Raw genomic sequence first — 14914 nt, 5'->3', positions numbered from 1 at the left:
CACTGTTAAGGAGAAAGACCATGAATCGAATCTATCGACGTATCTGGAACCGGGCCAAGGGGTGCTGGGAGGTAGCCAGCGAGCTGGCTGTAGTAAAAGGAAGCACCAGCGGCCCGCGCAGGCTGATTCCAGTACTGGTGGTCGCGTTGACGGCTACAGCCGCCATGCAGGATGCGACCGCAGGAGTTGACTACTATGGCTGCTCGGTCCTTGACTCTGGTTCCAACTATCTTCGCTGCCTTCCACATGCGGGTCAGACCGATGGAACCTTGTGGGCTAACGCTGCGGCCGATGCGAAAGAGTATCTGATCATTGGTGGCGGGACGTATCTGAGTGGCAGCTGGGGGGCGGGTTTCGGACACCAAAGCCGGATCGTTGGCAACTATGGATCCGCGTTTGGCTACAAGGCCACCATCAACGGCGTAGACAGTGTTGCCGTGGGCTACAACGCGACTGCCAATGGTGGTCACAGCACGGTTGTAGGCGCCAATGCCTACGGCAAGGGAATCGGCTCCACCGCATTCGGAAACAGCGCTGCGGCAACGCGTCAGAACGCGCTTGCGATCGGCAGTGGCTCGTTGTCACAGAGCGAGAATGCGGTTGCAATGGGCGCGAACGCATTTGCCAATGGCGTTGATGGCGTAGCCTTGGGCAGCAAAGCCTCGGTTGATACCGGCGGCGGCACGTCCGGCATCGCCATTGGTGCTGCTGCGAAGGCCGGGACGCCGGGTTACACCGGTGCAATCGCCATAGGCGGTGGCGCCGAGGCGCGCATTGATGGCGTAGCCCTGGGCTACGGTGCGTCGGCAGCCGCGCAAGGAGCAGTTGCGCTGGGTGTGCGTTCTTCCGCAACCGAAGTGAATACTGTCTCTGTGGGCAGTTCCACGCTGCGACGGCGGATTGTGAACGTGGAAGACGGCCGCATCACGGCTTCCAGCTCAGATGCCGTTACCGGCAAGCAACTGCATGCGATGAACGAGCGGGTCGATGGCTTGATCAAGCAGGATTCCGCGAGCGGCATAGTGCGTATTGCCAACAGCAATACCGGCACGGAAGTCAGCATGCGCAATGCAGTGTTGGCGACGCGAAAAGTGAGTGGCGTTTCTGATGGAACGTTGACGACAAGCAGTACGGATGCCGTGAATGGCCGGCAGCTCAACGCCACGAACACCAGGCTGGGGACAGTGGAATCGGCAGTGGGAACTGTAAAGGGAGACCTTGCCGACGTCCGTACGCTCGCCCAGTCGGCCACCAACCGTATCGATGCCACCACCCTGGCGCTGGGCAAGGGCGCAGTTGCAGAGTCGGGCAGCTACGGTATCAGCACCGCCATCGGCAACAACGCCAAGGCCTACAACGGTCGCAGTGTCGCACTCGGGTTCGATGCGCTGGCCGGCGTCGATGCAGAGGGAAACAAGGTGAACAACCAGAATGCCGGCGTGTCCATCGGAGCGAACACGCGCAGCGCAAACGGCGCGGTCGCGACCGGCTTCCGAGCCATCGCGAGCGGAAACTTCTCCATTGCCATAGGCGGTGATGCCAATGCGGCCGCCGAGCATGCCACTGCAATGGGGTACCTGAGCAAAGCCACAGCAAAGCAGTCCACTGCGCTGGGGCGTGGCAGCGAGGCCAAGGCGCAGTTCGCCACCGCGTTGGGCAATCTTGCGGTATCGGCCAACACCAGCGCCGTTGCACTGGGTGACCGGGCCAACGCCCGCCATGACAATGCAGTGGCATTGGGTGCCGGCTCAGTGACGGCGTCCGTCAACTCCGTATCGGTGGGCAGTGCCACTCTCAAGCGCAAGATCCAGTACATTGCCGATGGCGCGGTCAGCAATGGCAGTACCGATGCCATCACCGGCAATCAGCTGTTCGCGACCAACCAGGCCGTATCCACCGCGCAGAGCACGGCCACGAGCGCGCAGACGGCAGCCAACGCCGCCAAGGTCGACGCCGCCAAGGCACTGACCGAGACGACCGCGCTCGCCGGCCTGGTCTCTCAGACCGCCGCCAGCGGCAATGTCCGTTTGGGTGGGAAGAACAGCGGCACCGTACTGGACGTGCGCAACAGTGCCAACGCCAGCCGGAAGGTTGTCGGTGTGGCTGACGGCGACTTGGGTGACAGCAGCAATGAAGCGGTCAACGGCAAGCAGCTCAATGCCACCAACGTGCAGGTCGCTGCCGTGGAGAAAGCGGCTACGGCCGCGCAGGCGGATGCAACGGTTGCGAAGGCAGATGCTGCCAAGGCGCTGGTCAGCACGAGTGCGCTGGAAGGGCTGGTCAGCCAGACCGCCGCCAGCGGCAATGTCCGCCTGGGTGGGAAGAACAGCGGAACGGTGTTGGATGTGCGCAATAGTGCGAATGCGAGTCGAAAGCTGACTGGTGTGGCCGATGGTCTGGTCAATGCCAGCAGTTATGAAGCCGTCAACGGCAGGCAGCTCAATGCCACCAATGACAAGGTGGCGGCGGTGGAGAGCATTGCCAGGGCTGCGGGCACAGAGGCGGCGGCGGCAAAGACGGATGCAGCCAAGGCGTTGGTCGAAACCGCAGCGCTTGGCGGGCTTGTGGCACAAGTGTCTACGACCGGCAATGTGCGTCTGGGCGAAAGGAACAGCGGAACGACGTTGGATGTTCGCAATAGCGCCAATGCCAACCGGAAGATCAGTGGTGTGGCGGATGGCTTGCTGAGTACCAGCAGTACTGAGGCTGTATCTGGGAAGCAACTGCATTCAAGTAACTCACGGATCTCAGCTTTAGAAGGCGTGAGTCAGTATCTGAGTATTGGTGTGGCCCCCATCAGTGAATCTGCTGAAGCGGGAGCGGGAGGGGTCGCTATCGGCAACTCGGCCAGAACCGGTGCTGAAAGTGGCACAGCTGTTGGGACGCGAGCCAGAGCAATGGGGAGGAATTCAACTGCGATTGGGCGAGGAGCTACCGTTTTCGAGGAATCCGAGGATGGCTTTGCAATGGGGGCTGGTGCGGAGGTGGGGTCTGCAGGTGGCGGAGCAAATGATGGTGTTGCTATTGGTGCGGGTGCAAAGATCGGGAGTGGAGCCCATGGTTCGCTGGCACTTGGAAGAGACGCACAGGCAAATGAAGCTGGAGTTGTATCCTTCGGCAACAGCGGTATGCAGCGTCGCCTCGTGAACATCGCCCGTGGCACCGCCGACCACAACGCCACCACCGTCTCTCAGCTCAAGGATTCCCTCGCTACCCTCGGCGGTGGCGCCGGCATGGACGCAAGCGGCAACATCATCGCCCCGACCTACATGGTGCAGGGTGGAACTCAGAACACCGTCGGGGACGCGCTGATGGAGCTCGATGACGCTGTCATCACCGCAGGCCGTCGCGCTGACAAGGTGGAAGGTCAGCTCAGCTCGATCTTCCAGAATTCACCTTCGACCCGTGCCGACGGAGTTAACCAGCTCACCCTCGCCGGAACCCACGGCATGGTCATCTCCAACGTCGCCAATGGCCTGGTCGCGGCCGGCAGCCGCGATGCGGTCAATGGTGGCCAGTTGCATTCGATGCAGCAGCAGCTCAACGGCCGTATCGATGGCCTGGAGGAGCGCATCGATGCGCCGCAGCCGCGGGCAATGGCCGTCGCATCGGCGCCGGAGCAGGAAGCACCGGTGCCGCAGGCCGAAGGCGGCCAGCAGGCGGCATCGGCAGGCGAGGGTGAGAAGCCCGCACCGCAGCCGAAGACGAAGAAGGATGAGACGCCCAAGCCGCAGGTCGATACCGCTGAACTGGAGAAGATGCTGGCACGCGCCAACGAGTACACCGATGGCGCGATCAGCAACTTCGAACGTCGCCTGGACAAGATGGACAAGCGCTTCAACCGCATGGCGGCGATGAGCAGCGCACAGACCGCGATGGCGATGAACACCGCGGGCCTGGCCACCTACAACCGCCTGGGTGCGGGCGTGGGCTACAGCGAGGGTGAGTCGGCGATGGCGGTGGGCTACCAGCGCGTGCTCAACGAGAAGGGCTCGGCCACCTTCAGCCTCAATGGGGCGTTCACCAACAGCGGTGAGCGCAGCATGGGCGTCGGCGTCGGCATCGGCTGGTAAGCGATGGAGCCCCGGCGTGACGCGCGTAATCCGCCCCGCCGCGCCGGGGTCCTTGCCGAGGAAATGGCAATGTATCGATGGGTAAGCCGGTTCATCAGCTATCGCACGTTCTATCTGTGGCGGGCACGTTTTTACTACTACACCCGCAATCTGGACCGCTGGCTGCTGTTCGCCCTGCTGTGCGTGGCGGGCGTGGGCTTGGCGGCCTGGTACACCTGGCGGGTATCGAGTGTGCCGCCGCCGCGCGTGCATCCGGAGGCCGCCGCGCTGCGCGTGGAGAACATCACCCAGGAGGCGATCCATCGCATCGTGCTGGTGCGGCATGGCGGCCCAACCCCGGGCGAGCCGTTCACCACGCCGGAGGATGTCCGCGCCGGCACGCTGCGCACACTGCGGGTGCGGCAGCTGCTGGACAGTGCGGTGGTGTGGCAGCTGAAGGCCCACATGTTGGCCGACATCGCGGCGTACATCGATGCCACGGGAAGCTGCTTCCCTTTCCCGTGCTGGCAGGTGAGCCATCGGCTGGAACTCATGCGTGCGGCGGAGGCGGAGAACGCGGCCATCAACCGGGCGCTGGAGCCGGTGCTGGAGGTGCCGCTGGACAGGATGCCCAACCTCAACGGCGGTGAGCGCGCGCGGATACAGACGGCGTGGTCCGATCCGTTCGGCGATGTCTACAACCAGACCTGGTTGTTGGGCGATCTGCAGAACATGCACGCGCGGATGATGATGGCGTACCCGCAGCGGGCGGGAGCCCCCTGGCTGATGCGCCTGCTTGGCGATGAGACGGAGGAGCAGCACCATGATGTCTGGTAGGGCAACGCACCTCCTGTAGAGCCGAGCCATGCTCGGCTGCTCTTCGGTCAGCTATCCGGATGCCTGAAGCACCGTGCGGACCAACGGTCCGCACCCACCAGAAGAAGGAAGCAGGTAGCGCGCTTTCTGTAGAGCCGAGCCATGCTCGGCTGCTCTTAGGCCAGGTGTCCGCACGCCTGATGCACCGTGCGGACCAACGGTCCGCATCCACCAGAACCCGCGCAGCTGTCACCCGCCGATATACGCGGTGATCTCCGCTTCGGCCAGCAGCTGCCGCAGCTGTGCGACAGACGCGCGTCGCATCGGCTTCTCATCCACCGGCGACAGCGGCGCCTGGCGCAGCGCATCGTACGGCAGCACGGCCAGGTCAAAGGTCAGCTCCTCGGCACTGAACACCCACACCGGCACGTCCAGGCTGCGTTCGCGGTCCATGCGCAGCCGGCGCGTCCGCGATTCGGCGGGAATGCCGTGCTCGTCCAGGAAGCGATGCACGGCTTCCGGGTCGTCGCTGTGCAGGTGAAGCTGCACCGGGCTGTTGGCATCGGCGGTGCCTTCCAGTACCGGGCCGGCCAGCCGTGGGGCGAAGCCGTGCAGGAACTCCAGCGCGCGCATCGCAGCCTCGCGGCGGCGCTGCAGTTCATTGCCGTGCTGGGGCCCGGCGAACAGCCGCTGGTACTCGCGCAAGGCGTCTTCGATCTCGGTGTTGCGCGGCAGGGAGGCATCGTCGCGGATGCCGAGCCGGCTGGCGGCCTTCAACTTGGCCTGGTGGTAGTCGCGGATGCCGCCTTCAGCCATCAGGCGGGCGGCTTCGTGGGCGAGGCGGTGGCGCCGCTCGCGGGTCTGGCTGGCAGCATGCTGACGGGCGCGATGCATGCGATGACTCCTGTTGCGACCTGGCTACAGACTAGCGCACGGATGTGACATCCGCGTAGGTATTTCACGGAGGGGATGCAGAGCCGAGCCCACGCTCGGCTGCTCTACGCGGGGCCCTGAGCCGAGCATGGGCTCGGCTCTACAGTCGCATCGGTGCCAACCCACGGTTGGCACCCACTGCACCCTTCCTCAGAAGATATCGAACGCGGCGGCGTCGGCCTGCGGCGTATTGAGGTTCAGGTCGTAGTCGGTCAGGCGATCCATGTCTTCCACCTTCACCCACTCGGTCGCGCCGTTGAGCGTGGCCTGGACCATGCCGCTGGGCGGCTCGTTCTGCGCGATCGGGGTGTCCTTCAGCGCGGTGCGCATGTAGTCGATCCAGATCGGCAGCGCCGCCTTGCCGCCGTACTCGCGGTAACCCAGCGAGCGGAAGTCGTCGCGGCCCACCCACACGGTGGTCACGTACGGGCCGCCGAAGCCGGAGAACCAGGCGTCACGATGGTCGTTGGTGGAGCCGGTCTTGCCGCCCACGTCCTCGCGGCCGAGCACCTTGGCCTGCACACCGGTACCGCGCTGGACCACGTCGCGCATCATCGACACCAGCTGGTAGGCGGTGCGGGCGTCGATCGCGCGCGGAGCGGTGCGGGCATCCGGGTTGGCCGGAGCGGCGGCAGTTTCGGTCTTGGCTTCGGCCTTGGCCGCAGCGGCCGGGTCCACCTTCGGGGCCGGGGCGCCGAAGTTGAAGCCATCCACCACCTGGTTGACCGGCTGATCGCTGCTGCCGGCGCAGTCGCGGCAGGCCAGCGCCGGGTTTTCCTTGAACACCAGGTTGCCGTCGCGGTCATTGACCTGGTCGATCAGCCAGGTATCCACGCGCGAGCCGCCATTGGCGAACACCGCGTAGCCACGCGCCACCGACAGCGGGGTCAGCGATGCAGTGCCCAGCGACATCGACAGGTTCGGCGGCAGCTCCGATTCGGCAAAGCCAAACTCGCTGATGTACTTGCGCGCGTAGTCCACGCCCATGCCATCAAGCAGGCGTACCGAGACCAGGTTGCGCGACTGCACCAGCGCTTCACGCAGGCGCATCGGGCCGCGGAAGCCGCCGCCATCGTTCTGCGGGGCCCAGGTCTTGCCGCGGCGATCGCGGAACACGACCGGGGCGTCGAGCACGATCGAGGCCGGGTTGTAGCCCTTGTCGAAGGCGGCCGCGTAGACGAACGGCTTGAAGCTCGAACCCGGCTGGCGGCGGGCCTGGGTGGCGCGGTTGAACTTGTTGCCGGAGAAGCTGAAGCCACCCACCAGCGCCTTCAGCGCGCCGCTGTGAGCATCCAGCGAGACCAGCGCGGACTGGCCGCGCGGGATCTGGTCCAGCAGCCACTCCCCGTCCTTGGCACCGGCGCGTACGCGCACGATGTCGCCGCGCTGCACCAGCTTGCCCGGGGTCTTGTTGGTCCACTTGGCGGCGCCGGCCGGCAGCACGATCTCGGTGCGGTTGGCCAGCACCACCGTGGCGCTGCCATCGGCCGCGGTGCTGGCGACGATTGCCGGCAGCAGGCCGGCCTGGCCGTACATGCCGCGCAGGTGCTCGGCCAGCGCGGCGGTATCGTCGCCAGCGCCCAGCTGCACCTGCTTCTCCACGCCGTGCCAACCGTGGCGGTGGTCGTACAGCAGCAGGCCATCACGGACGGCCAGGTTGGCGGCGGTCTGCAGGGTGGAGTCGATCGTGGTGGTGACGTGGTAGCCCTTGTTGACCACGTCGCCGCCGAAGCGGGCGATCATTTCCTGGCGCACCAGCTCGGCCACGTAGGGTGCATCGACCTGCACCGGCGGCTCATGCGCGGTGGCGTGCATCGGCACGGCCTTGGCCGCGTCGGCCTCGGCCTGGCTGACGAACTTCAGGTCGGCCATGCGCTGCAGCACGTAGTTGTCACGGCGCTGGCGGGCACGTTCCGGGTTGGAGATCGGGTTGCCCGACGACGGGAACTTGGGGATACCGGCCAGCGAGGCCATCTCGTCCAGGTCCAGCTCGTTCAGCTTCTTGCCGTAATAGAACTCGGCGGCAGCGGCCACGCCGTAGGCGCGGTTGCCGAAGAAACTCTTGTTCAGGTACAGCTCGAAGATCTCGTCCTTGCTCAGCTCGGACTCGATCTTGCGCGCCAGCAGGATCTCGGCCAGCTTGCGGGTGTAGCTGTACTCGGAGCTGAGGAAGAACTGGCGGGCGACCTGCTGGGTGATGGTGGAGCCACCCGGCACGCGCTTGTCGTTGGTGGTGGCCAGCAGCCAGACCGCACGGCCGATGCCCATGTAGTCCACGCCGCCATGCTCGTAGAAGCGGGCGTCCTCGGTGGCCAGGAAGGCCTGCTTCAGGCGCTCGGGCACGTCCTTCATGGTGACCGGGGTGCGCCGGGTCTCGCCGAACACCGCCATCAGCTTGCCGTCGGCAGCGTAGACGTACATCGGCTCCTGCATTTCCACGTCGCGCAGGGTCTGCACGTCGGGAAGCTTGGAGGAAACGGCATAGTACAGACCGCCCACGGCGGCCGCGCCGATCAGCGCCAGGACCAGGACAATCAGGAAGATCCAGCGCAGCCAGCGGCGGAGTCGAGTCATCGGGTTCAGATTCCGATTGCGAATTTCGTGGTCGCAGAGTATAGATTACGCAAGGTGGCGGCTGGGGTCGGCACCGGGGAGCGCAAGGGGAACAGTCAGGGGCTGCATGGTGAATCCGTGAGGGATTTCACAGCAGGGCCGTTGCCATTTGCTAAGAATACGTTATTAATGCTCGGACGCAGGTCTTGCGTCCAAGTGCCCGTCGGCAGGGGAGAAACCGTGGGGCTCATCCCAAAAAGTCAGTCGCCGCTTGTAGGCGTCGACATCAGTTCGACTGCGGTAAAGCTTTTGCAGCTGTCCCGCAGCGGCAATCGTTTCCGCGTGGAACATTACGCTGTGGAACCTCTTCCGCCGAATGCGGTGGTGGAGAAGAACATCGTCGAAGTGGAGGCCGTCGGTGAGGCCATCCGCCGGGCGATGAACCGTTCAGGCAGCAAGGCCAAGTTGGCCGCTGCCGCCGTCGCGGGGTCGGCGGTGATCACCAAGGTGATCCCGATGCCGGCCGATCTCGACGAAAACGACATGGAAGCCCAGATCGAGCTGGAAGCGGTCAACTACATTCCGTATCCGATCGAGGAAGTGAACCTGGACTTCGAGGTGATCGGGTCGATCCCGAACAACCCGGAGATGGTCCAGGTGCTGCTGGCCGCGTCGCGTTCGGAGAATGTCGAGCTGCGCCAGTCCGCGCTGGAGCTCGGTGGCCTGCAGGCCAAGGTGATGGACGTGGAGGCCTTCGCGGTCGAGAACGCCTACGCCCTGGTCGCCAGCGAGCTGCCGGTGTCCATCGACGGCGTGGTTGCGCTGGTCGACATCGGCGCCACCATGACCACCCTCAATGTCCTGCGCGGCGGCCGTAGCCTTTACAGCCGCGAGCAGGTGTTCGGTGGCAAGCAGCTGACCGACGAGATCATGCGCCGCTATGGCCTGAGCTACGAGGAAGCCGGGCTGGCCAAGCGCCAGGGCGGCCTGCCGGAAAGCTACGAGATGGAAGTGCTGGAGCCGTTCAAGGAAGCCACGGTCCAGCAGATCAGCCGCCTGCTGCAGTTCTTCTATGCAGGCAGCGAATTCAACCGCGTCGATCACATCGTGCTGGCCGGCGGCTGCGCCGTGCTCGGTGGCCTGCCGGAGATGGTCGAGGAACAGCTGGGCGTGCCGACCGTGGTCGCCAACCCGCTGGCGCAGATGACCCTGGGGCCGAAGGTGAACGCGCATGCGTTGGCCCAGGATGCCCCCGCGCTGATGATCGCGACCGGTCTGGCGCTGAGGAGCTTCGACTGATGGCACGCATCAATCTATTGCCCTGGCGCGCCGAACGGCGCAAGCAACGCCAGCGCGAGTTCTACGCAATGCTGGGCATGGCCGCTGTCGGTGGCCTGCTGTTGTCGCTGATGATCTGGTTCTATTACGACCGCCAGGTGAGCGGTCAGATGGACCGCAACGCCTATCTGGAAGCCGAGATCGAGAAGGTCAAGGAACAGAACAAGGAGATCGATCGCCTCGACGCGCAGAAGGAACGCCTGCTGGCCCGCAAGAAGGTGATCGAGGAACTGCAGGCCAAGCGCTCGCAGATGGTCCACCTGTTCGACGCGCTGGTGCGCACCATTCCCGATGGCGTGGTGCTGACCGCGCTGAAGCAGGAAGGGGATGTGCTGACGCTGGAAGGCCGCACCCAGTCCAACGCCCGCGTTTCGGCCTACATGCGCAACCTGGAGACCTCCGGCTGGATGACCAATCCGGAGCTGTCGATCATCGAAGCGCGTGACCCGGAGAAGGACAAGGATGGCAAGGTCGGTCCGCTGGCCGACATCAAGGCGCTGCCCTACGTGTTCGTGGTCAAGGTGAAACTGCCGGCACAGAGCGAAGAGGTCTCGGCGACGCCGGGCCTGAACGCCGATGGGTCGGTGGCGACGGCTCCGCCGGCACCGGTGGCTCCGTTGGCCGCAGGTCCGGATGCCGCGACGCCTGCGGCTCCGGCAGCGGGCCAGCCGGCAGCGGCTCCCGCCGCACCGGCCGCTGCACCGCCGGCCACTCCGGCCAAGCCGAACCAACCGGCCGCTCCGGCCGCCGCGCCGGCCCCGGCACCTGCCCCGAAGCCTGAGGGCAGCCGCCTGGCGCAGCCGCCGCAGGCCTTCAATGCGCTGCTGCAGGGGGACCGCGCATGAGCCAGAAGATCGACATCAAGAACCTGGATTTCAACGACATCGGCAACTGGCCGCAGAAGGCCAAGATCGTCTTCTGCTCGTTGCTGGCGCTGGTCATCATGTTCGTGGCGTGGATGCTGCTGATCAGCGGCAAGCGCGAAGAACTGGCCGGCCTGGAATCGAAGGAAGTCGAGCTGCGCGCCGAGTTCACCAAGCAGCAGGAACGCGCGGTGAACCTGGGGCCGCTGAAGCAGCAGCTGGCGCAGATGGAGCAGGTGCTGCAGCAGATGCTGCGGCAGCTGCCGAGCAAGACCGAAATGCCCGACCTGATCATCGACATCTCGCAGACCGCGCTGTCCAGCGGCCTGACCAACGAGCTGTTCGAGCCGGAGCAGGAGCAGATCAAGGAGTTCTACGCCGAGAAGCCGATCAAGCTGCGCATGGTGGGCAGTTACCACCAGTTCGGCGCATTCGTCAGTGGCGTGGCCTCGTTGCCGCGGGTGGTGATCCTGACCATGCATGACATCAACCTCAAGCCCAAGGAAAAGACCGGCGGCAACGTCCGCAGCGGTGCACTGGAACTGTCCGGTACGGTCAAGACCTACCGTTACCTGGACGAGACCGAAGTGCAGGCGCAGCAGGCGGCCGACGCTGGCAAGGAGGGCAAGAAGTGATGCGCGCGCAGACCGTACGTGGTGCGATGGTGCTGGCTGTACTGCTGCTGGCCGGTTGCGGCCGTGGCGTGACCAGCACGCCCGGCGACGCACCGAACCTTGAGAAGTGGGTGGAAGGCGAGCGCGCGCGACCGGCGCAACCGCTGGAGCCGCTGCCGGTGATGCAGCAGTTCGAGACCTTTGAATACTCCGCGCAGGGCATGCGCGATCCGTTCACCGATGCCTGGACCAATCCGCAGCAAGGGAACGGCGGATTGCGACCGGACCCGAACCGGCGCAAGGAGCCGTTGGAAGGCTTCCCGCTGGATGCGCTGGACATGGTCGGCACCATCGGTACCGGTGCAGGCACCGTGGCGCTGGTGATGGGGCCGGACAAGGTCACCTACCGGGTTCGCCCGGGCGGTTACCTGGGGCAGAGCGACGGGCGGGTCACGGCGGTCTTCGAAGACCGCGTGGAGCTGATCGAACTGGTGCCGGATGGCGCGGGTGGCTGGCTGGAACGGCCGGCAACGCTCTCGCTTGAAGATCAATGATCGTTTACTGGGGATAGCACGATGACCTTTCACCAAGCCAAGGGGCTGCGTCCCATCCGGCGCTCTACCTTGAACCGTGTCAGCGCGCTGGGAGTCGCGCTGATGCTGGCCTGCGCTCCGGCGCTGGCTGCCGCACCGGCGGAAAAGCCGGTGGGCGCCACCGTGGCACCGGCCGCTGCGCCGGCAGGCCTGTCGGTGGCCAAGATCGATTTCAAGCGTGGCGATGACGGCGCCGGGCGCCTGATCGTGCAGTTCGACGGGCAGGGCGCGATCCCTGACCTGCGCACGCAGGGCAACAGCCTCGTGGTCGACGTCGGCAATGCCCGACTGCCGGCCAACCTGCAGAAGCCGATGAACGTCACCGACTTCGCCACGCCGGTACAGCGCATCGACGCCAAACCGTCCGGTGCCGGTACCCAGCTGGTGCTGAGCACCGGGGGTGCCGTGGATTCGCTGGCCTACCAGAGCGGCAATGAGTACGTGGTCGAGATCAGCCCGCGGCAGGCCCCGGCCGCCGTCGGCGCGGTCACCGCCGGCAGCGTCACCCAGGCGGCCAAGGCCGTCGGCCAGCGTGGTTTCACCGGCAAGCCGGTGACCTTCAACTTCCAGGACGTGCCGGTGCGCACCGTGCTGCAGTTGATCGCCGAGGAGTCCAACCTGAACGTGGTTGCGTCCGACTCGGTGCAGGGCAATGTGACCCTGCGCCTGGTCAATGTGCCGTGGGACCAGGCGCTGGACATCGTCCTGCGCGCCAAGGGCCTGGACAAGCGTCGCGATGGCAGCGTGATCTGGGTGGCGCCGCAGGCTGAACTGGCCAAGTTCGAGCAGGAGAAGGAAGACGCGCGCATCGCCATCGAGAACCGCGAAGACCTGCAGACCGACTACATCCAGATCAACTACCACAGCGCCACGCAGATCTTCAAAGCGCTGACCGAGGCCAAGGGCATTGGTGGCAGTGGCGGTGGTGGCAGCGGTGGTGGTTCGGGCAGCTCGTCGCAGGAAGACAGTGGCTTCCTGTCCTCGCGCGGCCGCATCGTGGCCGACGAGCGCACCAACACGCTGATGATCAGCGACATCCCGAAGAAGATCGCGCGCATGCGCGAGCTGATCAACGTGATCGACCGCCCGGTCGACCAGGTGCTGATCGAAAGCCGCATCGTCATCGCCACCGATACCTTCGCCCGCGAACTGGGTGCGAAGTTCGGTGTCAGCGGCAGCCGCGACAACGTGTACTTCAGCGGCAGCCTGGATGCCAACGCCAAGACCCGTGAGTCGCAGGTGACGACCGACCTGGCCAACGCCAAGGCCGAGCGTGACTGGGAAGCCGGTGGCCGGGTCGGCCCGCCGCCGGTGAAGTCCGGCTCGGCGATCACCCGTGGCCTGAACTGGAACCTGCCGGTGGCCGCCGCCAGCAACCCGGGGTCGCTGGCACTGTCGATCCTCAATGCCGGCTACCTGCTGGACGTGGAACTGTCGGCCATGCAGCAGGAATCGCGAGGCGAGGTGATCTCCAACCCGCGCGTGGTCACCACCAACCAGCGCGAAGCGATGATCAAGCAGGGCAAGGAGATCGGTTACGTCACCATCAGCGGTGGTACCGCTGGCGGCGTGGCGACGCCGAACGTGCAGTTCAAGGAAGTGGTGCTGGAGCTGAAGGTCACTCCGACCATCACCAACGACAACCGCGTGTTCCTCAACATGCAGGTGAAGAAGGACGAAGTCGACCAGCTGATCCAGCTGGAGGGCTACGGCACGGTGCCGTCGATCAACCGCCGCGAAGTCAATACCGCGGTGCTGGTCGAGGACGGGCAGACCGTGGTGATCGGTGGTGTCTACGAGTTCACCGATCGCAACAGCATCAGCAAGGTGCCGTTCCTGGGCGACGTGCCGTTCCTGGGCAACCTGTTCAAGAAGCGCGGCCGCAACAAGGACAAGGCCGAACTGCTGGTGTTCGTCACCCCGAAGGTGCTGCGCGTGGCCAAGCAGAACTGAGCCACCGCTCCGAAGTCTTCGAAGAAGGGCCGCCCTGTGCGGCCCTTCCTCGTTTCCGCCGGTAGATCCACGCCATGCGCGGATGCGCTGTTCAGCCGTTCTTGATGCCAATCGCAAGGCACCCTGCGATGATGTCGGGAACCCGTGCCGTCCTGCGCCGGTCAAAGGCCCCCATGAACCTGCCACCGCCGATGCCCGAAACTGTCTCGCCGCCGCCCGCGCCGGCAACCTCCCGCCTGCATGCGGCATTCACCCAGCTGCGCGATGCGTTGTCGACCGAGATCGTCGGCCAGGCGGCCCTGGTCGAACGCCTGCTGATCGCGTTGCTGGCCGACGGCCACCTGCTGGTGGAGGGCGCGCCGGGCCTGGCCAAGACCACGGCGATCCGTGCACTGGCCTCGCGCCTGGAAGCAGACTTTGCCCGCGTGCAGTTCACCCCCGACCTGCTGCCGGCCGACCTCACCGGCACCGAGATCTGGCGCCCTCAGGAGGGCCGCTTCGAGTTCGTGCCTGGCCCGATCTTCCACCCGATCCTGCTGGCCGACGAGATCAACCGTGCGCCGGCCAAGGTGCAGTCGGCGCTGCTGGAAGCCATGGGCGAGCGCCAGGTCACGGTTGGCCGCCATACCTATGCGCTGCCGCCGCTGTTCCTGGTGATGGCCACGCAGAACCCGATCGAGCAGGAAGGCACGTTCCCGCTGCCGGAAGCGCAGCTGGACCGCTTCCTGATGCATGTGCGCATCGGTTACCCGGACCAGGCCGCCGAATCGGAGATCCTGCGGCTGGCCCGTGAGCGTGCCCGTGGTGCATTGGGCGAGGCCGCGCCGGCGCCAGACAAGATGCCGATGCAGGACGTGTTCGACGCCCGCCGCGAAGTGCTGGACCTGCACATGGCACCGGCACTGGAGCGCTACCTGATCGAACTGGTGCTGGCCTCGCGTGATCCATCGCGCTACGACGCCGGCCTCGGCCGCCGCATCGCATGGGGGCAAGCCCGCGCGGTTCCATCGCACTGGAACGCTGCGCCCGCGCGCGGGCGTGGTTGGCTGGCCGTGACTTCGTCACGCCCGACGACGTGCGCGCGGTCGCCGCCGACGTGCTGCGCCATCGCGTGCTGCCCAGCTATGAAGCCACCGCCGAAGGCTGGGACGGCGAGCGCCTGGTGCAGGAGCTGCTGGCCCGGGTGCCGGCACCCTGAG

Annotated in this window: 9 protein-coding genes and 1 pseudogene; 8 read left to right on the top strand and 2 right to left on the bottom strand. The window is 65.6% G+C overall.

What is annotated here, in order from left to right:
- Nucleotides 1-20 precede the first annotated feature (20 nt).
- Both DL544_RS16810 and DL544_RS16805 read left to right on the top strand, forming a co-directional pair.
- The gene (locus tag DL544_RS16810) at nucleotides 21-4073 is read left to right on the top strand and encodes an ESPR-type extended signal peptide-containing protein (RefSeq protein WP_139727591.1); all 4053 of its coding nucleotides are present in this window, start codon (nucleotides 21-23) and stop codon (nucleotides 4071-4073) included.
- Nucleotides 4074-4142: 69 nt separating this feature from the next.
- The gene (locus tag DL544_RS16805; protein WP_139727589.1) at nucleotides 4143-4889 is read left to right on the top strand and encodes a hypothetical protein; all 747 of its coding nucleotides are present in this window, start codon (nucleotides 4143-4145) and stop codon (nucleotides 4887-4889) included.
- Between the two features lie 228 nt (nucleotides 4890-5117).
- Here DL544_RS16805 and DL544_RS16800 read toward each other — a convergent pair whose 3' ends face one another.
- Nucleotides 5118-5762, bottom strand: coding sequence for a hypothetical protein (locus DL544_RS16800; protein WP_139727587.1), 645 nt, complete (start codon nucleotides 5760-5762; stop codon nucleotides 5118-5120).
- 189 nt (nucleotides 5763-5951) lie between these two features.
- Complete coding sequence (locus DL544_RS16795; RefSeq protein WP_111128205.1) at nucleotides 5952-8375, bottom strand: penicillin-binding protein 1A; 2424 nt, start codon at nucleotides 8373-8375, stop codon at nucleotides 5952-5954.
- 219 nt (nucleotides 8376-8594) lie between these two features.
- Here DL544_RS16795 and DL544_RS16790 point away from each other — a divergent pair, with 219 nt between their 5' ends.
- From DL544_RS16790 to DL544_RS16765, 6 genes and pseudogenes are all read left to right on the top strand, one after another.
- On the top strand, nucleotides 8595-9653 hold the full coding sequence (locus DL544_RS16790; RefSeq protein ID WP_014038321.1) for a pilus assembly protein PilM: 1059 nt from the start codon (nucleotides 8595-8597) through the stop codon (nucleotides 9651-9653).
- Entirely contained in the window at nucleotides 9653-10537 is an 885-nt protein-coding gene (locus DL544_RS16785; protein ID WP_065185317.1) for a PilN domain-containing protein, read from the top strand. The genes DL544_RS16790 and DL544_RS16785 overlap by 1 nt, the downstream gene beginning before the upstream one ends.
- Nucleotides 10534-11190: a type IV pilus inner membrane component PilO gene (locus tag DL544_RS16780; RefSeq protein ID WP_057493352.1), complete on the top strand. Its 657-nt coding sequence runs from the start codon at nucleotides 10534-10536 to the stop codon at nucleotides 11188-11190. The genes DL544_RS16785 and DL544_RS16780 overlap by 4 nt, the downstream gene beginning before the upstream one ends.
- Complete coding sequence (locus tag DL544_RS16775; protein ID WP_005418914.1) at nucleotides 11190-11723, top strand: pilus assembly protein PilP; 534 nt, start codon at nucleotides 11190-11192, stop codon at nucleotides 11721-11723. Before DL544_RS16780 ends, DL544_RS16775 begins: the two co-directional genes overlap by 1 nt.
- A 21-nt stretch (nucleotides 11724-11744) precedes the next feature.
- Nucleotides 11745-13715 (top strand): type IV pilus secretin PilQ, encoded by a 1971-nt coding sequence (locus DL544_RS16770; protein ID WP_139727585.1) that lies wholly within the window; start codon nucleotides 11745-11747, stop codon nucleotides 13713-13715.
- A gap of 173 nt (nucleotides 13716-13888) precedes the next feature.
- Nucleotides 13889-14913: pseudogene (locus DL544_RS16765) on the top strand (AAA family ATPase).
- Nucleotide 14914 lies beyond the last annotated feature (1 nt).

The sequence above is a fragment of the Stenotrophomonas sp. pho genome, assembly GCF_006228405.1.
GTDB lineage: Bacteria > Pseudomonadota > Gammaproteobacteria > Xanthomonadales > Xanthomonadaceae > Stenotrophomonas > Stenotrophomonas sepilia.
The sequence above is the reverse complement of the archived record's forward strand: the minus strand, read 5'-3'. Positions and strand labels throughout refer to the sequence as shown.